Consider the following 21744-nt stretch of genomic DNA (forward strand, 5'->3'; position numbering starts at 1 on the left):
TTGTGGGTGTTCAAACAGTGCTATCTGGTTTGCGCGGGCGCCTGAAAAAAGGGTAAGCATTCCTTCCGCTAATTTGATAAACACATTTCAAAACCTTTGAATCCGATCCCCCGGCGCAATCATCCATGCAGCGAACCTTCGACGATCTTCAGCTCGGCAGCATCGAATTGTTCTGCCTGGCCGCCGAGGCCGGCAGTTTTACCGCTGCGGCGCTGGTGGCCGGGGTGACGCCGGCTGCCGTGAGTCGCTCGGTATCGCGCATGGAGGAGCGCCTCGGCGTGCGCCTGTTTGCGCGCACCACCCGCAGCGTGAAACTGACCGACAGCGGTCGGCGTTATTACGAAGAGTGTCGTCAGGCGCTGGCGCAACTGGTCGAAGCGCAACGCGAAATCATGGGGCAGCAGCAGGAGCCTTCAGGGACGCTGCGCATCAGCATTCCGACGACCTACGGCCATCACCGGATCCTTCCGTTGTTGCCGGCGTTTCGCGAGCGCTTCCCCCTGGTCAAGGTCGAGTCGCACATCAGTAACCGCAACATCGATTTCGTCGGCGAAGGCTACGACATCGCCATTCGCGTGCGGGCGATTCCGGATTCCGGGCTGATCGCCCGACACCTCGAAGATGCCGCGTTGGTGATGATTGCCAGCCCCGATTATCTGAAGCGCGCCGGTGTGCCGCAGACCCTGAACGACCTCAAGCACCACGAATGCATCCAGTACGAATTGCCCAGTAGTGGTCGGCGGATTGCCTGGCTGTTCAACGACAATAGCGAGCAGCGCGAGATTCTCGCCGAAGGCAACTTCGGTTGCTCCGACGACGTTCTGGGTGGCGTGACGTTGGCAAAACATGGCGCCGGATTGTTCCAGACGTATCGTTTTATCGTTGAGAAGGAATTGGCCGATGGCTCGCTGGTGGAAATTCTCCAGCCTTATGGCGGTCGCTCGCGCCCCTTCACGCTGCTCTATCCGCAAAGTCGACATATGCCCCTGCGTGTAAGGGCCTTCATCGATTTCCTGGTTGAACAAATACCGCGTTGAATCGCCATAGCGTCCGATCACCGCACACAAACGCTTGAGGCAACGTCGGTTTGATTGACCAAATTAACCGTCTAGTACAATTTATCTCCACAGGCTGAAATCAGGCCGATTCCAAAAACAATAACCGGAGATATTCACGATGACCCTTATCGTGCTGGTGCTCAACGGCCTGAAAAGGCACCTCTCATGAATCGCAATACAACCATCCTGGCCGGGCTGATCGGCGCTGGCATACAGGCCTCGCGCACCCCGGCATTGCACGAGCGCGAAGGCGACGCGCAGGGTTTGCGTTACCTCTATCGCCTGATCGACCTCGACCAATTGAAGCTGGACAGCGCCGCCCTGCCCGACCTTTTGCTGGCCGCCGAGCGCATGAGCTTCACTGGCCTGAACGTTACATTTCCCTGCAAACAGACGATCATCCCGTTGCTCGACGAACTGTCGCCGGAGGCGCGCGGTATTGGTGCCGTGAACACCGTGGTACTCAAGGATGGCAAACGCATCGGCCACAACACCGACTGCCTGGGTTTCGCTGAAGGTTTGCGGCGCGGCTTGCCGGGCGTTGCCGTGGAGCGTGTCGTCCAGATGGGCGCCGGCGGTGCCGGTGCGGCGGTGGCCCACGCGTTGCTCAGCGAAGGCGTACAACTGCTGAGCGTTTTTGATGTGGACAGCAACCGGGCGCAGAGTCTTGCCGACAACCTCAACCAACATTTTGGGCCAGGGCGCGCAGTGGCAGGGCATGACCTGTCAGGCGCGATGGCCGTGGCCGATGGTCTGGTCAATACCACGCCCATGGGCATGCAGAAACTGCCGGGGACGCCGGTGCCTGTGGCGTTGCTGCGGGCGCAGTTGTGGGTGGCCGAAATCGTTTATTTCCCGCTGGAAACCGAACTGCTGCGTAACGCCCGTGCGTTGGGTTGCCGGACGCTGGACGGGGGGAACATGGCGGTGTTTCAAGCCGTGAAGGCATTCGAATTGTTCAGCGGCGTGGTGCCGAATGCGCAACGGATGCTCGCGCATTTTCAGGACATGAATGGCTGAAATGCATAAAATCCCGACCCCGTAGGAGCCGGCTCGCTGGCGATGGCCGCCTCAAATCGCTATCGTCAGAGCACTCAGGCCTTCAGGTAACGCAGCACCGACTCGCAAATCATCTCGCGATGACGCTGCTTGATCTGTTCATCGGGCAGATCGATCTGGAAAATCTCACCCAGTGTGTGGCGGTTTGACACCCGATAAAAACAGAACGAGGTGATCAGCAGATGTACGTCCAGCGGCTCGAGCCCAGCGCGGAACAGTCCGGCCTCGACACCGCGACGCAGAATCACGCCCAGTGAATCCAGAATCGTGTTGTTCATCGCCTTGATCGCATCGGAACGCTTTACGTATTCGGCGTTGTGGATGTTTTCAATGCTGACGATGCGCACGAAGTCGACATTGCGATCGTGGTGATCGAAGGTGAACTCCACCAACCGCCGAATGGCTTCCAGCGGCGCCAGTTCGGCCAGGTGCAGGCGGTTTTCGGTGTTGCGAATATCGCCGTAGAGTTTCTCCAGCACCTCGACGTACAACTGCTCCTTACTGCCGAAGTAGTAGTAGATCATGCGTTTGGAGGTGTGAATGCGCTCGGCAATCGCATCGACGCGCGCGCCGGAGAGCCCCTGCTGCACGAACTCCACGATGGCTTCCTGAAGGATGTTCTCGCGGGTCTTTTCCGGATTGTTCTTGCGACTCTTGCGAGGCTCGGCGATGGGAGCCTCGGGGGCTGCGGAAAGTTCTGAAATTATCGTCATTGTGGGCCACGGCCATCACTGCACAGGCTGGCGATTATGGGCCGCACTGCACAGTGAAGGAAGCCGCGCAGCCACGCTTTCAACTCATGGTTACGAAATACCTACAACTTGGCCTGGCGGACCGCACCGCTGCGGGATTTGGCCATGGCCGCCAGTCGCACGGCAACATTGGCCGCACCGTAGCCGGCGTAACCGTTCTTGCGCTGGATGATTTCGAAAAAGAAACGACCTTCGAACGGCTCGGTGTACACGTGAAACAATTCGCCGCCCTGTGCATCGCGGTCGTAAAGCACGTTGAAGTAGGCCAGTTCGCTGAGAAATTCATCATCAAAGTCGAAGCGCGCAGCGAGGTCATCGTAATAATTGAGCGGAATGTCCAGCAGCGGTACGCCGGCTTCCTTGGCCCGGCTGACTTCGGCAAAGATGTCATCGCAATCGAACGCGATGTGATGCACGCCGGAGCCGCGATAACTCGACAGCGCATGTGAGATCGCGGTATTGCGGTTTTCGGAAATGTTCAGCGGCAAGCGGATCGAACTGTCCCGGCTGCGCAGTGCACGACTTTTCACCAGGCCGTACGGGTCGGGCAGGACCACTTCGTCGTCGGCTTCGAAATCCAGCAAACTTTTGTAGAACAGTACCCAACTGTCGAGGCTGTCGGCCGGCAGCGCCATGGCCATGTGGTCGATGCGTTTCAGCCCGCCGCCAGCAGTAGCGCCCGGCTGCAGATTGAAATCCGTGCCGTAGACATCGGCGTGCTGATCCACCAGATAGATCAGGCTGCCATCCGGCGCACGCACAGCGGCCAACTCCAGTTCATTGGGGCCGACCAGTCCGCGATATGGCTGACCCTTATAAGCCACCGCCCGCGCCAGCGCGCTGACGCTGTCGGTCACCCGCACCGCCGTTGCGCACAACGATGGGCCATGCGCTTCGAAGAAACTGTGGGCAAACGAATACGGCTCGGAATTGAGGATCAGGTTGATGTCGCCCTGGCGCATCAGGCTCACGCTCTTGGAACGATGTTGCCCGGCTTTGACGAAGCCCAGCCGCTCCAGCCAGTGAGACAGTTTTGCCCCGAGGCTTTCGTCCACGGCGAACTCGAGAAACTCAATGCCGTTGTATTCACTGGCTCTGGGTGTCTCGAACAGAATCTCGGGGTTAATCGTCGGTTTGGCTTCCTGCGCCAGTCGCTCGCGGGTTTTTTCTTCGAGGTACAGCAGCGAACGCAAACCGTCAGCCGCGTTCGCCCGTGGCGGTGCAGCGCGGAAGCCGTCGTTGAAGATTTCCAGCGACAAGGGTCCGGTGTAGCCACTTTTGATGATCGGTGCGAGAAACCCAGGCAGATCGAATTCGCCCTGGCCAGGGAAGCAGCGGAAGTGTCGGCTCCACTCGAGCACATCCATGGCCAGAATCGGCGCGTCGGCCATCTGCACGAAAAAGATCTTGTCGCCGGGAATGTCCGCGATGGCACTCGGATCGCCCTTGAGCGACAGCGTGTGGAAACTGTCCAGCAACACGCCGAGATTGGGATGATCCGCCTGGCGGACGATGTTCCACACCTGCTGCCAGGTATTCACATGCCGGCCCCAGGCCAACGCTTCATAGCCGATTCGCAAGCCGCGCGCAGCGGCGTGTTCGGCCAGCAGGCGCATGTCGTCAACGAGAATCCGTTCATCACCGAGGGCGTCGGCCGAAGCGTTGCTGCAGACCAGCACGAGGTCGGTGCCGAGCTCCTGCATCAGATCGAACTTGCGCTCGGCCCGTTCCAGATTGCGTGAGAGTCGGTCGCGGCGGCAGCCTTCGAAATCCCGGAAGGGCTGAAACAGCGTGATGGCGATCCCGAGATCGGCGCACATCTGCTTAACTTCCCGCGGGCTGCCGTCGTAGTAGAGAAGGTCGTTCTCGAAAATCTCCACCCCGTCGAAACCGGCGGCGGCGATGGCTTCGAGTTTCTCCGGCAAGGTACCGCTCAAGGACACGGTGGCAATGGAACGCTGCATGTTTCGACTCCCGGTGGTGGAGATGAAGGCCTTCACGCTGATGTTCTTCGTAGGAGCACGGCTTGCCCGCGATGGCGATCTCGATGGCGCCATCGCGGGCAAGCCTTGCTCCCACGGGATTGCGTTTTCATGAGAGGAATTATTGGCTGCGGAATTCCACACAGCAATTTAAAGTGTACTACCCAGTTAGTTTTGCGTGCGATTATCGAACACAATGGCCGTTGGCGAATTGACGATTTTTTGTTCACTGCTCACCATCAACCGCACATTGAGTCCGGTCACGAGCAGTGGTCTCAGTGACAACAGACCCAAAACACCACATAAAAATAATCGGTGGCCCACATGACTCCTTCTCAAAGCTCTTCCATGGAGCGTTCCTCCATGACACCTGCCCCAACCGGAATCGGCGACAAAATCCGCGGCGCCATGGCGGTCGGCAAGACCCGCTGGGGCATGCTCGCGCTGGTGTTTTTCGCGACGACCCTGAACTACATCGACCGCGCCGCACTGGGCGTCATGCAACCCATCCTGGCCAAAGAAATGAGCTGGACGGCGATGGACTACGCCAACATCAATTTCTGGTTTCAGGTCGGCTACGCCATCGGCTTCGTTCTGCAAGGACGCTTGATCGACCGCGTCGGCGTCAAGCGCGTGTTCTTTTGCGCCGTACTGCTCTGGAGCCTGGCGACCGGCGCTCACGGGTTGGCGACATCGGCCGTCGGCTTCATGGTTTGCCGCTTCATCCTCGGCCTGACCGAAGCCGCGAATTACCCGGCCTGTGTGAAAACCACACGGCTGTGGTTCCCGGCCGGCGAACGCGCGGTGGCCACCGGCATCTTCAATGCCGGCACCAACGTCGGCGCCATGTTCACACCGATGCTGTTGCCATTGATTCTGCACGTATGGGGCTGGCAGGCGGCGTTCCTGTGCATGGCGTCACTGGGCGGCATCTGGCTACTGTTCTGGGGCTTGAAATACTTCAACCCGGAAGATCATCCAAGCGTCAAACAATCGGAACTGGACTACATCCAGAAGGAAGTCGAACCGGAACAATCCCGCGTGCCGTTCTCGAAAATCCTGCGCATGCGTGGCACCTGGGCCTTCGCCCTTGCCTACTCGCTGACGGCGCCGGTGTTCTGGTTCTACCTGTATTGGTTGCCGCCGTTTCTCAATCAGCAATACAACCTGGGCATTAACGTGACGCAGATGGGTATCCCGCTGATCATTATTTACCTGACGGCCGACTTCGGCAGCGTCGGCGGCGGGATCCTGTCTTCGTTCATGATCGGGCGCGGGATGAACCCGATCAAGGCGCGCTTGCTGTCCATGTTCCTGTTCGCCTGCTGCATCATCGGCGTGGTCATGGCCGCCGGCTCGAGCAACCTCTGGGTGGCGGTTGCCGCCATCTCGCTGGCCATCGGCGCGCATCAGGCCTGGACCGCGAACATCTGGAGCCTGGTGATGGACTACACGCCCAAGCACATGATGAGTACCGTATTCGGTTTCGGCGGCATGTGCGCCGCGATTGGTGGCATGTTCATGACCCAGTTGGTCGGCCATATTCTGACCATCACCAATAACAACTACACCGTGCTGTTCACCATGATTCCAGCGATGTACTTCATCGCGCTGATCTGGATGTACTTCATGGCACCACGCAAGATTCCTACGGTTACCGAGTAAACGCCCTTCCCCCGGCAGGCCTGAATCCAGGCCTGCTTTTTCTTGTCAGCGCCGACTCTGCTGCCAGGCCGCGGCCAGTCCGCTGCAGCAAATCACTGAAATACCGATCACCGTGGTCAACGTCGGCGTGTGCGCAAACAGCATCCACCCCAGCAAACCGGCAAAGATAATCTGGCAATAGCCGAACGGTGCCAGCAATGCCGGCGCCGCATGCCGGAACGCCTGGGTGAGGAACAAATGCGCGGTCATGCCGCACGCTCCGAGCGCCACCATCATGAAACCGTGACCCAGCGTCGGCACCTGCCAGAAGAAAGGCACCAGTGCACTCATCACTAGCGTGTTGCATAGCCCGGCGAAAAAATTACTGGTGGTCGGGCTGTCGATCGCGCTGAGCTTGCGTGTGAGCAACTGGTAGAAGCAGAAAAAAAGCGCCGAGCACAGTGGCAACAGGATCGCCGGGGTGAACAGCTCACCGCCGGGATGGACGATGATCAACACCCCGATAAAGCCGCAGATCACCGCAATCCATTGGCCACGGGTGACATGCTCTCGCAGCAGTGGAACCGACAATGCGGTCACCAGAACCGGCGCAAGGAAGTTGACAGCCGTGGCTTCGGCCAAGGGGATGTATTGCAGGCCGGTGGTGAAAAAAAGACTGGTGCCCAGCAGGCATAAAGCCCTCACCAGCTGCAGCATCGGCCGCTTGGTCCGCAGGACGCGCAAGCCGGATTGCGGCAGGAAGATCCCGGCCATCAGCAAGGTATGAACCACGTAGCGAGCCCAGACCACCATGACAATCGGATAGAAACCCGACAGGTATTTGGAAAACGCGTCGTGACTGGAAAACAGGAAGGTTGCGACAACGATCAGCAAAATCCCTTTGAAGGGTTTGTTTACGCCAGAGAGCGGAGTGCTGAGGGTCATAGGCTTCCCTTGGATTTTGATTCAAACGCTTCGGAGCTAGCGGATTGTCGCGCTGCACGCGTCCGCACATCGATGTGCGCCTTGATTCTGCGGTCTACGCCGCCGCGGTGCAAACGCGTCCGCGCCTGATCGTTGCTGCACAAAACATTTCTGCCAACGGAATTCGATGAGGTATCCGCGTTCAATAGCAGTCAGCATCCATCCCGAATCTGCAACAGTGGCCGGCAACGCCGCAAAAAGCCGGACGACCGGACTGGCGCTGCTCCTACTCACCAGCAACACTCTTCCCACGAATAACTAGAGGATTCCCACATGCTATGGAAAAAAGGCCGACGCAGCGACAACGTGGTTGACGCTCGGGGCGAGGGTGGCGGCGGTGGCGGAATGCGCTTTGGCGGTGGGAAAGGTCTGAGCCTGACGGCGATCGTTCTGATTGTTGGCTTCGGCTTGATCACCGGGCAAGACCCGATGCAGATCCTCGGGCAGCTCACCGGGGAACAATCCGCTCCCACGTCGACGCAGACTCGCCAGGCACCGCCGGCCAATGACGAAGGGGCCGAGTTCGTCCGCTCGATCCTTGGCGATACCGAAGACACCTGGGGCCAGATTTTCCAGCAGGCCGGGCGCCAATACAAAGACCCGACCCTGGTGATGTTCAGCGGTCGGGTCAACTCGGCATGTGGTCTGGCGACATCGGCGACCGGCCCGTTCTATTGCCCGGCAGACCAGAAAGTCTATCTGGACACGAGTTTTTTCCAGGAGATGTCCCAGCGTTTCTCCGCCGCGGGCGACTTCGCTCAGGCCTATGTGATCGCGCATGAAGTCGGACACCACGTGCAGACGTTGCTTGGCGTCTCGGCGAAAATTCAGGCAGCGCGCCAGCAAGGCCAGCAGATGGAAGGCGACGGTGGTTTGTTAGTACGTCAGGAACTGCAGGCCGATTGCCTGGCCGGTGTCTGGGCGCATAACGCGCAACAGCGCCTGAACTGGCTGGAGCCGGGCGACATTGAAGAAGCGCTGAACGCTGCCAACGCCATTGGCGACGACCGCTTGCAACAGCAGGGTCAGGGCCGCGTCGTGCCGGACTCGTTCACCCATGGCACGTCGGCGCAAAGGGTGCGCTGGTTCAAAACCGGATTTGCGCAGGGCCAGGTTGGCCAGTGCGATACCTTTGCGGCGAAAAATCTGTAAATGACCAAGTGGCTGTTGATGTTGCTGTGCGTGTGCTCGACAACGCAGGCTGCCGAGCAAGGGGTTGAGCAGATCAGCCCCGGCCGTCTGCTGTTGAAATCCGGCGAAATGGTCGTGAGCATCGGCCCGGCGCCGGAAAAAATCGGGCGCGTGCTGGTCATCATTCACGGCCGACTGCGCAATGCCGATACCTATCGTCAAAGCGCCGAACGCGCTGCCGAGCAGGCCGGGCAGAGTGCGAATACGTTAGTGATTGCCCCGCAGTTTCTCAATGAAACCGATGTTTCACGCCATCCCGTGGCTGACACCGTGTTGCGCTGGCAAGGCAATGAATGGATGGCTGGAGGCATGTCCACCGCGCCGTTTGCGATGAGTTCCTACGCTGCACTCGACGAAATCATCACCCGCCTGGGCGACCGGCGACAGTTTCCCGATGTGAAGCAAATTGTCATCGTCGGGCATTCCGGTGGTGCTCAGGTGGTTCAGCGGTATGCACTGCTGGGCCACGATCAGCCAGAGCTTCAGGCTGCCGGCGTGCAGATCCGCTTCGTGATTGCCAACCCGTCTTCTTATGCGTACTTCGATGAGCGTCGCCCAGTGGCGTTCAGTCATGCCGGCTGCCCTGACTACAATCGCTGGAAGTACGGGCTGTCAGACTTGCCTGCCTATGCTGAAGGACAAACGCCCAAGCAGCTGGAGGAAAAGTACCCGCAGCGTGAGATTGTTTACCTGCTGGGTCAGCTGGACATCGACCCCAATCATCCGGCTCTGGACAAGCGGTGCGAAGCGCAGGCTCAGGGTCCGAACCGATTGGTTCGGGGGCGCAATTATTTTCAGTATTTGAAGCGGCTGTATCCGCAAGGGTTGCGTCAGCAGCTGATCGAAGTGCCCGGCGTTGGGCATGATGGGGATGGGATGTTTAACTCGCCCGAGGGGCGGAAAGTTATATTCGGGAAGTGAGTTTTTGGCTGGCTGATCTGACGTCTTCGCGAGCAGGCTCGCTCCCACAGGGATTTGAATCAGACGCGCAATCTGCGACTGCTGAGAATCCAATGTGGGAGCGAGCCTGCTCGCGAAAGCCCCTGAGCTGACGCTTTCGCGAGCAGGCTCGCTCCCACAGGGGACTTTAGTCAGGCGAAAAACCGCGCCCGCTGAAGTTCCAAAGTGGGAGCGAGCCTGCTCGCGATGGGGCCATCAAGCCAACAGCATCTGCCTCAGCGCAACACAATCCACCGCATGCCAGTCCGTCAGCTCCGGCCACGGATTATCCGGCAGATTCACCAGCACCGTCCGCGCCCCCGCGGCCCGACCGCAATCCAGATCAAAGCGGTAATCACCGACCATTACCATCTCACCCGCTTGCACCTTCCAGGCTTCAGCCAGCTTCAACAATCCGCCTGGATGCGGCTTCGGCGGAGCTTCGTCGCGACCCAATACATCCTCGACCGCGAAACAGTCGGCCAGGCCGATCGCCTCCAGGGTGACGTGCGCCAGCTCACGGGCATTACGCGTCAAAATGCCCAGACGGTAGCCCCGCCCCGCCAGTTCACGCACCAGTTCCACAGCGCCGGGCGCCGGTTTTGAACCCAGTGCCAGGTCACGCTCGTGTTCCAGCAGCCAGGCATGTTTGGCGGCGGCTTCTTCTGCGGGCAACGCCGCGAGATGGGTCAGGATGTCGTCTTCGGCGGGGATCGCCAATGCGACGCGAATCGCCGCGAAGTCGTGCACGGCAACCGTGAGGGTGCCGTCCATGTCGAACACCCAATGCCGCACATCGGCCAGGCTCATGCCCAATCCTTGCGATGACGAATCAGGCCTTCCTGAGTCACGGAGGCGACCAGTTGCCCGGCGCGATTGAACACACTGCCACGGGTAAATCCTCGGGAGTTGCCGGCCCACGGGCTATCCATCGCGTAGAGCAACCAGTCATCGGCGCGCAGATCTGCATGGAACCACAGCGAATGATCCAGACTGGCGACCTGCATATCTTTCTGCCACACCGACTTGCCATGCGGCTGCATCGACGTGGTCAACAGACCGAAATCCGAGGCGTAGGCCATCAGGTATTTATGCAGCGCCGGGGTATCGGCCAAGGCGCCGTCGGCGCGAAACCAGACGTACTTGACCGGATCGGACGGCTGCGGGTTGTAAGGATCTTTCTCGGTGACCGGACGGAATTCGATCGGCTTCGGGCAGAGAAATTTTTCCCGCATGTGTTCCGGAATCAGGTGCGCACGCTGTTGCATGAGCTCCAGCTCCGATGGCAGATTTTCCGGGCCGACCACCGTCGGCATTTCGGCTTGATGCTCGAAGCCTTTTTCGTCGTACTGGAAGGAGGCGCTGCAGGTGAAAATCGGCTGGCCTTTCTGAATCGCCGTCACCCGGCGCGTGCTGAAACTGCCGCCGTCGCGCACCCGGTCAACCTGATACACCACGGGCAACGCAGAATCACCCGGACGCAGAAAATACCCGTGCATGGAATGCACATGACGCGCTTCTTCAACAGTTTGACTGGCCGCCGACAACGACTGACCAACGACCTGGCCGCCGAATAATTGGCGGAAGCCCAAGTCTTGGCTGCGCCCGCGGAACAGGTTTTCTTCGATCGGTTCCAGGGTCAGCAGGTCGACCAGATCATCCAACACTTGGCTCATTCAGACTCTCCTCACACAACGCAGTGCCGCGCAGTCTTGGCTGCGGCGGTCGATTCGGTTTCTGGCCGTGGCCACATGGGCGCCATTGTAAACGTCCGCGCACGCTTAGCCATGCAAGGTTTGCAGCCATTGTTCACGACTGATGCGATAGAGAATGTGACGACGCAGCGGGTGATCGGCCGGCAATTTGGGGTGCTCGAAGTCGTCGGCCGGGTCGTGGTGCATGCCGATGGCCTGCATGACTTTCTCCGACGGCAGATTGCTTTGCGCGGTGAACGACACCACTTCTTCCAGCGCCATGCGATCGAACCCGCAACGCAGAGCGGTCCACGCCGCCTCACTGGCGTAACCGAGCCCCCAGTGCTCGCGGGCCAGGCGCCAGCCGATTTCGATCGCCGGAGTGAACGGCGCGTTGAAACCGACCACACCCAACCCGGTGAAACCGATGAAGGCGCCGGTGTCTTTGCGCTCCAGTGCCCACAGGCCAAAACCATGCTCGGCAAAATGGCCGCGCACGCGACCGATCAGCGAGGCGCTTTCCAGGCGACTCAAGGGCGCCGGAAAATAGCGCATGACTTGCGGATCGGCGCACATCGCGGCAAACGTCGGCAAATCTTCATCGCGCCACTGGCGCAACAGCAATCGCGCGCTTTCGAGTTGCAGTATCGGCTCCATTATCTTCTCCCCTTCCCGTTTCCCAGGTCCGCCGATCTGCGGCACCGATTACCGAGCCCACCGGTGAATTCTCCCACCCGTTCATGAAGCTGCAAATATAGAACGTTGTATGAATGGCGAGTTGTCTCGCTTAGACCAGCGGCGCCCGGATCACGTTGGACGCAGCAAAGGTTCGGGGAGGAGCGGCCCAAGCGGTGGAACCAGCCATGCAAAATATGCTTGCATCAGGCAACCTGAAAATAAACATTGGGAGATAATCTTCAAGAAGCAAATTTGACTATTTGACTGAGGTGACACCCTTCTACGATGTTGCCCTAAGGGGTTTCAATCTAACTTTAGATTAAATACCATTTGGCTTTCTTCCCCCAAGCTACATATACCGGCGCCGCTTCCGCTCACTACGACACTTGGCAAGAAAGGAACACTCCGGGCACCATCGACCTTGCGTGATCGAATGGGGAATCGCGTACCATGAATGCCCCATGCTGCAGCTCCATTGCAACTTGCTTGTCGAGTCAACGTATGTTTCTGAGAGGCAGGCGCCCCCCCGGGCTCGCGCCATGAATTGCATATTAGTGATGTCGCTTCGCATATTGTCGTAATAGCACTGGCGACACCACGAACCCTTCTTTATGCTCGCTGGGGCAGCTTGCCAGGTGTGGCCTCGGGCGCATCGCCACGTTAACGGGGTGATGCGGTTCAGGTAGTCCGGAGACAGGCATTCGCCACCCCGCACCCGCGCAATAGCTAACAACTCTTCCAGAGTTCCTCGTAACTTAACCTTGGCACAGACCGGGCACCAGCTGCGATGTTTCACGCTGCCGGGAGTAGCTTTCCACCGGTGCCCCTTTGCGCATTCCCACAGCAAGGCCTGGGCGCTGTCGACATAACACTTAGATAAACAGTGTCCCCCACGCTGTATTGCGACTTGCTGCATTTTTTCCAAAGTGTCACGCCGCTCAAGGTGGACGCAGGATGGACACCAACTCCCCTTCCTAATGCTGGCGAACGTCGCCTGCCAACCATGACCCTGATGGCACTGCCAATCCATAAGCACCCGGTTTGATTGGTAGCACGTCGACAGGCAAAGACCGCCGCGAGCAACCGCAACGTTCTGTACATTTTGTAAGGTGTAGCGTCGTTGCAGACGGGCGCACACGGGGCACCAGCTACCCCTGATGATGCGGTAAGGTTCGGCCAACCACTCGTGACCTTCGCAGCAGCGCCACATCAACCGCGCGGAAGAACTGTGCCAAACAGCGGACAGGCAGACTCCACCTCGGCCGTTTGCAAGTTGCTGCATACCTTCAATAGTTTTAATCGGCAATTCAGTCATAGCATCAAATACTTAATGGAACTGCAGTTTAAGCAGCGCCGCTGATCATAAACGCAACATTCTGAAATAAAGACTTCTCCCACGGCAGTAGGAGAAATGTCCTACATCAATTGGGATAAATACATTGTTAGGGTGACGAGCATATAAATGCTCGCTCACTCCAGTTAAGGCTCGAGTAGTGCGCCTCTTTTTATTCGCTTTAAGGATGAGCGTATGTTCTTGCCGGCAAACACTGCGAAATATTTACTGAGCATTCCCACCGTCGACAATGACTTCAAAGTACTGGCGTTCGAGGGCAAAGAAGCAGTCAGCACCTTGTATGCGATCCACGTCGAACTGGTTTCGGACAATCCCAACGTCAATTTGGAGAACTTGCTGAACCAGCCGGCTTTTTTGCAGTTTGGTCGGCTGGGTGAAGGCTTTCACGGTCTGATCGACGACATCGAAGTGGGCGACAGCGGCAAGCGCATGACCCATTACCAGCTGATTTTGCGTCCCCGACTTCATCAGTTGCAGCACCGATATAATCAGCGCGTATACCAGAACCTAACGGTGCCGCAGATCATCGCCAAGGTGTGCAAGGAACACGGCATTCTGGCCGACCAGTTCCGTTTCAGCATTGCTCCCAAGCCTTCAACTCCGCGCGAATACTGCGTCCAGTTTGGCGAAACAGATTTCGATTTTCTGCAACGCATATGCTTTGAAGACGGAATTCATTGGCATCACCAACATACGGCCCATGATCACACCGTAGTGTTTGCCGACAACCAGACGGCCTTTCCCATTCTGCAGCCCACGCGCTATTTGCAGCGCTGTGACCTTGTGAGCGAAGAGCCAGTTGTCAGCCAGTTCCGGGTACGTTTGAGCACCCGCACCAGCCAGGTAGTACGCCGCGCCTACGACCTGAAAAAGCCTGATCCGAGTTCGACTTCCAACGGCGCCGAGCTCGATCCAGTGCCCAGCACTTTGCACAGTGCAGCCAAAAGCGACGCCGATCCGATACTTGAGGACTATCGCTATTCGAACCGTTACAGCACCGGAGCACAAGGCAAGCTGGCATGTCAGATCGCCCTGGAAAGACATCGCGCCGACTATGAGTTAGCCAAGGGCAACAGCGATCAACCGACCTTTCGCTGTGGCCATTTAGTGACGCTGAATGGGCATCCACGCGGTGAATGCAACCAGATGTGGTTGCTGGTCAGCGTCCAGCATGAAGGTCGGCAGCCGCAAGTACTGGAGGAGTCTTTCAGCGGCGAGGACAGCTCCGAAGGTGCCTTAACCCAGGGTTACCGAAACAGCTTCAGCGCTATCCCCAGTGAGACACTCTTTCGTCCCATGGAACCTGCGCCCAAACCCCGCCTCAGCAGCCAGACCGCTCTAGTGACCGGCCCTGCGGGCGAGGAAATCTGGTGTGACGAACACTCGCGCATAAAAATCCAGTTTCACTGGGACAGAGAAGGCGAGCGCAACGAATTCTCGAGTTGCTGGGTGCGAATGGCATCCAGTTGGGCGGGCGAAGGTTTTGGCCATGTGGTCATTCCTCGTATCGGCATGGAAGTGCTGGTCAATTTTATCGGAGGCGATCCCGAGCAGCCACTGGTGACCGGCTGCGTACCGAACCAGCACACCCCCGTGCCCTATCCCCTGCCCGCCAACAAAACCCGCAGTGTGTTCAAGACCCGCAGCAGCCTGGGTGGCAATGGCTCCAACGAGCTTCGCATCGAAGACAAAAAGGGCGCGGAAGAAATTTACATCCACGCGCAAAGAGACCAGAACATCAAAGTCGAGCACGACGAAACACATTGGGTTGGACGCGATCGCAGCAAAACCATAGACCGTCACCAGCGCGATCATATCCAGCGCAACTGGTCGATCAATGTCGATTGTTTCAAAACCGAAACCATTAGCCTGGCATCACTGCAAAACGTCGGGCTGGCGAAGATGCTGAACATCGGCACCGTGTACAGCCAGAACGTTGGGCTACACATGAACACCCTGGTGGGCATCAACCAGAGTACTCAGGTCGGTCGCAGCCAGAGCACGGTGATTGGCACCGCGTACAGCCTTAAGGTCGGTGATGGCACTGTGGAAAGTGCAACACCGCCCGAGGGTGAAGAACCCGCGCCGAAAGCCAAAGGGCCAGGGTCAAGCCTGAAGCTGGACAGCGAAAGCATCACCCTACAGGTCGGTCGCTCGAAAATCGTGGTTACTGATGCAGGCATCTACCTCGACAGCCCGGACATCCACTTGGTGGCGGGCAACACCGTCAACGCCGATGCGCCCAAAGATGTGCACCTCAACAGTGGAACCGCACAGCCGGCGCCGAACTTGCCGGTGGACGCCGAAACCACTCAACTCAAAGGCCTGGATATAACCGACGCCATGCCGCTGCTGATCGAGGGTAGCTGGAAATGAGTGCCGTCAAACTCGAAAACCACACCGGCTTACCGCACCTGTTGTATGAAAAAACCACGCCTGACGGAGTACCAATGGATATTTTGGTCATTCGCGGCACTTTTGACTTTGCCCCTGAGCAACCGATGACGTTGAGTGAGTTGCAGAGCGAAATTGTCTGGGGTGATCGTTTCGGAGGGCCGGCGGCCAACTTCCCTTTGCAAGCGGTGATCGTCGAGGAAGGCGATCTCGTCTTGGGCAAGCCGGGTACCGATGTGTTGCTGCAGGGTAGCTTGCGCTCCCCTGAAGGTCATTGGCGGCCGAGTTGGCTGGCCGAGGTGCACGTCGGTCCGGTGCGAAAAACCTTGCGAGTTTGCGGCCCGCGCACCCTGACCAAAGGGTTTTTGGGCTGGACACTGAGCGAGCCTGAGAAGGTTGAGAAAGTCGCCCTGAGTTATCGGCTGGCGTTTGGCGGCTGCGTTTACGACCCCGAGCCCGACCTGGCACAAATCCCCAACGTCAGTTATCCGAACAATCCCGCCGGTTGTGGCTGGCTGCCGAACAGCATTGAGCTGAACATTTTTGAGGCGTCTGTACGCGAGCGCGTCGAGGCGCAAGTTGCGCAAATTGTCACCTTGCCTGCGCCGCAAATCGAAGATCCATTAAATCCTTACAGTGATCCCACCCAACGTTTGCAGCCTGTAGGCCTGACGCCAATCCCCCGCTGGTGGCAACCCCGATCGACCTTTCAGGGCACATTGGACGCGCGCTGGATGGCTGAACGTTACCCACGGCTGCCCGAGGATTTCGATCCACGTTTTTACCAGAGCGCTCCGACCGATCAGGTCGCAACCCCTTTTCTGATCGGCGACGAGCCAGTGCATCTGAAAGGTTGCCTGAGGGAAGGCGAATACCGAATGCGGCTGCCCGGCGTTGCTCCTCTGTTGGTTTGTGAAAGCACGGACGGTCAGTACCACGTCAGCGTGCCCGTGCTCGACACCGTACGCCTGGATCTGGATCAGCGGCAGGCGTTTTTGCTGTGGCGCCTGCCGGTGACTGCAGGCATCAGCAAAATAACCATGGCGCTGGTCGGCACCGACGCCTTGCCATGTAAGGCATCAGCATGACCGACAAACTGACGATTTCCGGCAACGTCAACGACGCAATGGCGGAAAAACGCTGGACGGATGAGCACAGGCTTAGTGAGTTGCAACAACTTAAAGCCGAAGTGGATGCACACCGGGCCTCAGCGACCCAGGTCACGGCCGCCGCAACCTTGCCGATTGATACTGTCGCGGTGCCGGCTGCCACAGGCGGCACCGCGCATCACGCCGCCCATGACAGCACGGAATGGAAAGCGGTTTGCAGCCTGCCGGATTTCTGTCTGGTGGGAGGAGTGGTGACGGCGTTCGACTCATTCGCGACGCTGGACAAACCACTGCTGGCCGCCAGTGACGTTAAAGTCCGCGGTACCAAAGCCTATCGACAGGGCGATATGTTCAGTCAGGTGCAGGCCAATGCGGGAGCTCATGTCGTCGCTGGCACTTCGTTGGGTACGGGCAACGTCAAATTGCTGGAGGGTCATCACAACGTCAAAGTCAACGGCCTGCCGCTTGCCCGGCATGACAGCGCCTGCCTGATCAACTGCAACCCGGCAGGGGTAGGCGGTACCTTGGGCAGAATCATGACGGCGATTCGGCAGGCCGTGCCCGTCACCAGCGAGGCCAGCAACCCCGATGCTCCTCCAGGAGAACGCACCAGCGCCCGCCTGGAAGAGTTGGAGGCGGAGCGCGAAGCGTTGAAGCAGCGACAACTCAACATCGATGACCTGGACAAGTACGTCGACTTCGATGGGCTGAATAAGGCAGCGGACGAGGGCATCGCGGGTATCGAGCAAGGCGGGGTGCTGCGCTCGCTCGGCGCCCTATCGCTTGTCGGCGATTTTATTCCCGGCGCGGCAGACGCCGATGCCCAGGTCACTCGTGGCTTGGCCGGGTTTGTCAAAGACATCGGAACCGGTTTGGGTGAACTGGCCTACACCGGCATCAAGCATGCCGCCAAGAATGTTCAGCGCCACTCCCCGGACGGGATCAGAGGTCACGCGCTGGACGCACAGATCCTCGCGGAGAACATGCGCCTGGGTAACATCACGCCGGGCACGGTGGGCGGAGGTGCCTGGCGCGGCGTCAAGGCTGTGGGCTCGGAATTGGTCAGGCCCGTGACTCAAGCCTGGAACAAAGGCAATTACATCGAAGCGGTGACCCGGGCCACAGCGGAGATTCTTTCTCTGCCGGCGGTGCCCTTCAAAGCAGGAAAAATGGCAGAGGCCGCAAAAGCGGCAAATGCATTGAAGAGCGCAGGCCGCAGCGAAGTCCTCGCCCATGCCGGCGATGGCGTACACGTCAAACCTAACGGTGCGCCCCATGGAAGCGCGGAAGACGTAAAAACCGGCAACGCCTCCGACAGTGGTAAAAACTGTGAACCTGGCAAGTGTGGGCTGGCAGGCGAGCCCGTAGACGTCGCCACTGGCGATTACCTGCAAATCTGGCCAGTGCTGGACATCCCCGGCAGCATACCCTTGAAGCTTTCCCGTCTGTACCGTTCGCGCGCCAGTTTTCGCGGGCTATTCGGCTATCGGTGGATCGACGAGTGGTCCCAGTATCTGAAACTCACCCGGGGCGGTATTACTTTCCACTGCGCCGATGGCACCACCCTTGATTACGACACACCGAATGATGAGGTCCTGGCTCACAATCGACGCAACGGACGTTACCTGCTCAGCGGCCAGCGCAGCGGTACCTTGTGCCTGTACGACCGAAAAACCGGACAAACGCTCAGCTTTGCAGATGGGCTTAGCGACATTCGTGCCTTGAGCGGTATTGAAGACGGCAACGGCAACGCCATTCGCTTTATCTACAACACCCAGCAGCAGTTGCAGCGGATCGTGCACAGCGACGGTTATCAGTTGCAGATCAGCCTGACGGCGGCGGGCCACCTGCTGGACGTCACTCTCATCGATGGTGAGCAGGATCCACGTCGACTCTTGAGTTGCCGCTATGAGCAACAGAGCATGCTGGTCGAGTGTGCCAGCCATCAGTTCGGCACTCTGTACCACGCTTATAACGATCACAGCCACATGACCGAGTGGCACGACACCGCCAAGACCCATTTTCATATCGTCTACGACGTCAAGGGCCGGGTGGTTCAAACCCACACCGACAGCGGCTATTACAGTGACCGTTTCGAATACCACGATGCCAACCGGTGCACCGATTACCACGACGCCGAAGGCGGCAGCAGCCGTTTCTATTACAACGAAGACTTTCTAGTTGTATGCGAGGTCGATGCCCTGGGCAACCAGTGGCTGACCGAGTGGGACGAGCACACCAATAAGGTCTCCACCACCGACCCACTGGGCCGTACCAGCACGTGCCGCTACAGCGATTTCGGCGAAGTGCTGGCCCAAATCAATCCCGACGGCAGCCGGGACACCTTCGACTACAACGCTCATGGCCTGCTAAGTCGGTACCTCGCCGCCGACGGCACCACTTGGCAGATGGATTACGACGAACGGGGCAATCTGGTTGCCCTGAAAGACCCGTATGATCGCACCACCACCTACCAGCGCGGAGACCATGGCGAACTGCTGAGCCAGACCTGGCCGGAAGGCACCCAAACCCTTTACCGGTACGACGCCAGGCTGCGCCTGTGTGGGATCGAACAACCCGACGGCCGGATCACTCACGTACAACTCGACACCCTGGGCCGTCCATTGCACCGACAAGATGCCCTCGGTCAAATCACCTGTTACACCTACCAGCGCGAGCACGCTCATCCGCGCGGCTCACTTAGTCGTGTGACCCTGGCCGACGGCACCGAGCAACACTGGACGTACGACAGTGAATACCGCCTCGCCAGCTTCATCGATGGCGAAGGTCACCGCACCCGCTACGGCTATGGCGCGTTCGACCTGCTGGAAACACTCACCTACCCCGGCGGGCAAAGCCTGAGCCTGGGTTACGACAAACTCACCCGCTTGACCCGCCTGACCAATGGCGTCGGTGATGTTTACCAATACACCTACGACAAGGCCGGGCGCCTGATATCCGAGCGTGACTTCGCCGGCACCCTCACCCGCTACAGCTACAACGCCGCCGGTTGGCTCACGGAAAAACTCTGCGCCGACGGCGCCCGCGTGCTCTATCACTACGACACCGCCAGTGCGCGGCTGCTGACAATCGATCACCAGCAGACCAATGGCGAACCCGGCGAACAGACCGTGTTCAGCTACAACACCGTCGGACACTTGATCGGCGTCAGCAATCCCGATACCTCCATTGAGTACCAACGCGACGCCGTAGGTCGCCTGCTCAGCGAGCGCATCAACGGACGCCTGATCGAGCATCGCTTTGACCCCGACAGCGGCTTGCCCATTGGCCAACACGCTGGCGCCATCGAAGAGCAAGCCAATGCCCAGGAAGCCTTTGCCGCGTTGCCCGCCGTGCATTGGCAACACGACCGCAACGGTAACCTGGCGCAACTGCTGATCGGCGAACGTGCACCTTTGCAAATCAGCCGCGACGCCCTGGGCCGTGAAGTCCTGCGCAACAGCGCGGCCGGCTTCCATCTGCAACAACAGTACAACCGGGTCGGTTTGCTGACCGAGCAGCGAGCAGGAGGACAAGCGACCTCTTTTGTCGAGCGCCACTACCGCTACGACAAAGCCTTCAAACCCATCCAGATCAACGACAACCGCTGGGGCCAGAGCCAATATCGCTACAACGCCAACCAACAACTGATCGCCGCCCACCTTGGCCAGGCCGAACCGCAGCAATGGAGCTACGACAACGCTCTCAACCTGATCAGCGAAGCCAGCGTCCTCCACGCCAAAGGCATGGGCGTTCGGGCCGAGCAAAAGGGCGGACGCGTGGTGCGTTCCGGAGCCAACACTTATCGCTATGACCCCTGCGGCCGGCTGATCGAAAAAATCGTCCTGCGCCACGGCTTCCGCCCTCAGCGCTGGCAATACCGCTGGAACAGCGACAACCGCCTCACGGACCTCTACACCCCCAACGACGAACACTGGCGCTACCGCTACGACGCCTTCGGCCGGCGCACCCGCAAGTTCAACGTCAGCCGCAGCAACGCCCCCAGCAACGTCTACGCCCACAGCGAAAAACACATTGTCGGCGAGGAATACCTGTGGAACGGCGAGCAACTACTCGAAGCCGCCCCGCTCTACGCGGATGGCACTGTCGCGTTCGAACACGCCACCCGCTGGACATACGCCCCGGGCGGCATCACGCCGTTAGCGCAACAACAGGGTGAAAGACTCTGGTACATCGTCACCGACCACCTCGGCACCCCGCGCGAATTGCTCGACGAAAGCGGCCAACTGGTCTGGAGCAACAGCCCCAACGTGTGGGGCCAGGCGCGGCTATGGAAAGCGGCGAATGACGAATTCGCCAGCAGCAATGTGGTACCCATCAACAAAACCACCTGCCCGCTTCGATTCCCCGGCCAGTACTACGACGAAGAAAGCGGACTGCACTACAATCGGCATCGGTACTATGATCCGGATACAGCGCAGTACCTGAGCCCGGATCCGCTGGGGCTGGGCGGAGGGGTCAGGCCTCAGGGGTATGTGGATAATCCGTTGAGTTGGGTTGATCCGCTGGGGTTGGCCAGTTGTGAGGGACTGAGACCCGAACCTGGCTATGAAAGAGGCAAAACACATGGAATCAATTGGCAAGAATCAGATGCGATAAAACGAGCACAGGAAACAGGGAATCCTCAAGGTAAATGGGGAAACAAAAATGATTTAACCTACGCTGGACAACAAGCAGCAAAGTTGCCGGCTGGGCCAAACGGCACGAAAGGCTCGTTTTTTGATATCCCAATAAATCCTGACCATAAATCGGTAATCTATAATCCTGATGGCTCTAAAAGTGCTCCCGATATGATTAGAATCAGGAACAATGGCAATGGCTCATTTCACGGCTTCCCCATAAACTCAAGATCTGCCGGCCCAATTTTTAACTAAGAGTAAAGCTG

Annotated in this window: 16 protein-coding genes; 9 read left to right on the top strand and 7 right to left on the bottom strand. The window is 58.7% G+C overall.

Annotation, left to right across the window (positions count from 1 at the left end; translation table 11 throughout):
• Nucleotides 1-125 precede the first annotated feature (125 nt).
• Together DU29_RS0105220 and DU29_RS0105225 are read left to right on the top strand one after the other, a co-directional pair.
• Nucleotides 126-1037: a LysR family transcriptional regulator gene (locus DU29_RS0105220; RefSeq protein WP_028620768.1), complete on the top strand. Its 912-nt coding sequence runs from the start codon at nucleotides 126-128 to the stop codon at nucleotides 1035-1037.
• Between the two features lie 186 nt (nucleotides 1038-1223).
• Nucleotides 1224-2078, top strand: a complete 855-nt coding sequence (locus tag DU29_RS0105225) for a shikimate dehydrogenase (protein WP_028620769.1) — start codon at nucleotides 1224-1226, stop codon at nucleotides 2076-2078.
• A 74-nt stretch (nucleotides 2079-2152) separates the two neighbouring features.
• On the opposite strand, the gene DU29_RS0105230 is transcribed toward DU29_RS0105225, so the two are convergent.
• Nucleotides 2153-2830, bottom strand: coding sequence for a TetR family transcriptional regulator (locus tag DU29_RS0105230; RefSeq protein ID WP_028620770.1), 678 nt, complete (start codon nucleotides 2828-2830; stop codon nucleotides 2153-2155).
• A 101-nt stretch (nucleotides 2831-2931) separates the two neighbouring features.
• On the bottom strand, nucleotides 2932-4833 hold the full coding sequence (gene quiC, locus DU29_RS0105235; RefSeq protein WP_028620771.1) for a 3-dehydroshikimate dehydratase QuiC: 1902 nt from the start codon (nucleotides 4831-4833) through the stop codon (nucleotides 2932-2934).
• Between quiC and DU29_RS1000000133495 the strand changes: the two genes are divergently transcribed.
• Nucleotides 4832-4966: a hypothetical protein gene (locus DU29_RS1000000133495; protein WP_268871167.1), complete on the top strand. Its 135-nt coding sequence runs from the start codon at nucleotides 4832-4834 to the stop codon at nucleotides 4964-4966. The genes quiC and DU29_RS1000000133495 overlap by 2 nt on opposite strands.
• Nucleotides 4967-5199: 233 nt before the next feature.
• Entirely contained in the window at nucleotides 5200-6516 is a 1317-nt protein-coding gene (locus DU29_RS0105250) for an MFS transporter (RefSeq protein WP_236645574.1), read from the top strand.
• 45 nt (nucleotides 6517-6561) lie between these two features.
• On the opposite strand, the gene DU29_RS0105255 is transcribed toward DU29_RS0105250, so the two are convergent.
• Complete coding sequence (locus tag DU29_RS0105255; RefSeq protein ID WP_028620773.1) at nucleotides 6562-7440, bottom strand: DMT family transporter; 879 nt, start codon at nucleotides 7438-7440, stop codon at nucleotides 6562-6564.
• A gap of 312 nt (nucleotides 7441-7752) precedes the next feature.
• Here DU29_RS0105255 and ypfJ point away from each other — a divergent pair, with 312 nt between their 5' ends.
• Together ypfJ and DU29_RS0105270 are read left to right on the top strand one after the other, a co-directional pair.
• Nucleotides 7753-8631 carry a KPN_02809 family neutral zinc metallopeptidase gene (gene ypfJ, locus DU29_RS0105265; protein ID WP_028620774.1) on the top strand — a complete coding sequence of 293 codons (879 nt, stop codon included), beginning with the start codon at nucleotides 7753-7755 and terminating at the stop codon, nucleotides 8629-8631.
• Entirely contained in the window at nucleotides 8632-9591 is a 960-nt protein-coding gene (locus DU29_RS0105270; RefSeq protein ID WP_028620775.1) for an alpha/beta hydrolase, read from the top strand. It begins immediately after the preceding gene.
• A 234-nt stretch (nucleotides 9592-9825) separates the two neighbouring features.
• Here DU29_RS0105270 and DU29_RS0105275 read toward each other — a convergent pair whose 3' ends face one another.
• The 4 genes from DU29_RS0105275 to DU29_RS1000000133660 all read right to left on the bottom strand — a co-directional run bounded on the left by DU29_RS0105275 (nucleotide 9826) and on the right by DU29_RS1000000133660 (nucleotide 13296).
• Entirely contained in the window at nucleotides 9826-10419 is a 594-nt protein-coding gene (locus tag DU29_RS0105275; protein ID WP_028620776.1) for an HAD family hydrolase, read from the bottom strand.
• Nucleotides 10416-11285: an acyl-CoA thioesterase II gene (gene tesB, locus DU29_RS0105280; protein ID WP_028620777.1), complete on the bottom strand. Its 870-nt coding sequence runs from the start codon at nucleotides 11283-11285 to the stop codon at nucleotides 10416-10418. Before tesB ends, DU29_RS0105275 begins: the two co-directional genes overlap by 4 nt.
• Nucleotides 11286-11390: 105 nt before the next feature.
• The gene (locus DU29_RS0105285; RefSeq protein ID WP_028620778.1) at nucleotides 11391-11960 is read right to left on the bottom strand and encodes a GNAT family N-acetyltransferase; all 570 of its coding nucleotides are present in this window, start codon (nucleotides 11958-11960) and stop codon (nucleotides 11391-11393) included.
• Nucleotides 11961-12330: 370 nt separating this feature from the next.
• Nucleotides 12331-13296, bottom strand: a complete 966-nt coding sequence (locus tag DU29_RS1000000133660) for a zinc-ribbon domain-containing protein (RefSeq protein WP_442961279.1) — start codon at nucleotides 13294-13296, stop codon at nucleotides 12331-12333.
• A gap of 213 nt (nucleotides 13297-13509) precedes the next feature.
• Here DU29_RS1000000133660 and DU29_RS01000000129505 point away from each other — a divergent pair, with 213 nt between their 5' ends.
• From DU29_RS01000000129505 to DU29_RS01000000129510, 3 genes are read left to right on the top strand one after another with little or no spacing between them, the layout of a single operon-like run.
• Nucleotides 13510-15711, top strand: coding sequence for a type VI secretion system Vgr family protein (locus DU29_RS01000000129505; RefSeq protein WP_050483074.1), 2202 nt, complete (start codon nucleotides 13510-13512; stop codon nucleotides 15709-15711).
• Entirely contained in the window at nucleotides 15708-16817 is a 1110-nt protein-coding gene (locus tag DU29_RS0105295) for a DUF2169 family type VI secretion system accessory protein (RefSeq protein WP_028620779.1), read from the top strand. Before DU29_RS01000000129505 ends, DU29_RS0105295 begins: the two co-directional genes overlap by 4 nt.
• Nucleotides 16814-21733, top strand: coding sequence for an RHS repeat-associated core domain-containing protein (locus DU29_RS01000000129510; protein WP_028620780.1), 4920 nt, complete (start codon nucleotides 16814-16816; stop codon nucleotides 21731-21733). The genes DU29_RS0105295 and DU29_RS01000000129510 overlap by 4 nt, the downstream gene beginning before the upstream one ends.
• Nucleotides 21734-21744: the final 11 nt, after the last annotated feature.

This window comes from Pseudomonas sp. Ant30-3 (assembly GCF_000690905.1).
Classification (GTDB): Bacteria; Pseudomonadota; Gammaproteobacteria; order Pseudomonadales; family Pseudomonadaceae; genus Aquipseudomonas.

What these genes read in the sequence shown, in the direction of transcription:
- DU29_RS0105220 (WP_028620768.1), top strand. Translation starts at nt 126, where the DNA reads ATGCAGCGAACCTTCGACGATCTTCAGCTCGGCAGCATCGAATTGTTC.
- DU29_RS0105225 (WP_028620769.1), top strand. Translation starts at nt 1,224, where the DNA reads ATGAATCGCAATACAACCATCCTGGCCGGGCTGATCGGCGCTGGCATA.
- DU29_RS0105230 (WP_028620770.1), bottom strand. Translation starts at nt 2,830, where the DNA reads ATGACGATAATTTCAGAACTTTCCGCAGCCCCCGAGGCTCCCATCGCC.
- DU29_RS1000000133495 (WP_268871167.1), top strand. Translation starts at nt 4,832, where the DNA reads ATGTTTCGACTCCCGGTGGTGGAGATGAAGGCCTTCACGCTGATGTTC.
- quiC (WP_028620771.1), bottom strand. Translation starts at nt 4,833, where the DNA reads ATGCAGCGTTCCATTGCCACCGTGTCCTTGAGCGGTACCTTGCCGGAG.
- DU29_RS0105250 (WP_236645574.1), top strand. Translation starts at nt 5,200, where the DNA reads ATGGAGCGTTCCTCCATGACACCTGCCCCAACCGGAATCGGCGACAAA.
- DU29_RS0105255 (WP_028620773.1), bottom strand. Translation starts at nt 7,440, where the DNA reads ATGACCCTCAGCACTCCGCTCTCTGGCGTAAACAAACCCTTCAAAGGG.
- ypfJ (WP_028620774.1), top strand. Translation starts at nt 7,753, where the DNA reads ATGCTATGGAAAAAAGGCCGACGCAGCGACAACGTGGTTGACGCTCGG.
- DU29_RS0105270 (WP_028620775.1), top strand. Translation starts at nt 8,632, where the DNA reads ATGACCAAGTGGCTGTTGATGTTGCTGTGCGTGTGCTCGACAACGCAG.
- DU29_RS0105275 (WP_028620776.1), bottom strand. Translation starts at nt 10,419, where the DNA reads ATGAGCCTGGCCGATGTGCGGCATTGGGTGTTCGACATGGACGGCACC.
- tesB (WP_028620777.1), bottom strand. Translation starts at nt 11,285, where the DNA reads ATGAGCCAAGTGTTGGATGATCTGGTCGACCTGCTGACCCTGGAACCG.
- DU29_RS0105285 (WP_028620778.1), bottom strand. Translation starts at nt 11,960, where the DNA reads ATGGAGCCGATACTGCAACTCGAAAGCGCGCGATTGCTGTTGCGCCAG.
- DU29_RS1000000133660 (WP_442961279.1), bottom strand. Translation starts at nt 13,296, where the DNA reads ATGACTGAATTGCCGATTAAAACTATTGAAGGTATGCAGCAACTTGCA.
- DU29_RS01000000129505 (WP_050483074.1), top strand. Translation starts at nt 13,510, where the DNA reads ATGTTCTTGCCGGCAAACACTGCGAAATATTTACTGAGCATTCCCACC.
- DU29_RS0105295 (WP_028620779.1), top strand. Translation starts at nt 15,708, where the DNA reads ATGAGTGCCGTCAAACTCGAAAACCACACCGGCTTACCGCACCTGTTG.
- DU29_RS01000000129510 (WP_028620780.1), top strand. Translation starts at nt 16,814, where the DNA reads ATGACCGACAAACTGACGATTTCCGGCAACGTCAACGACGCAATGGCG.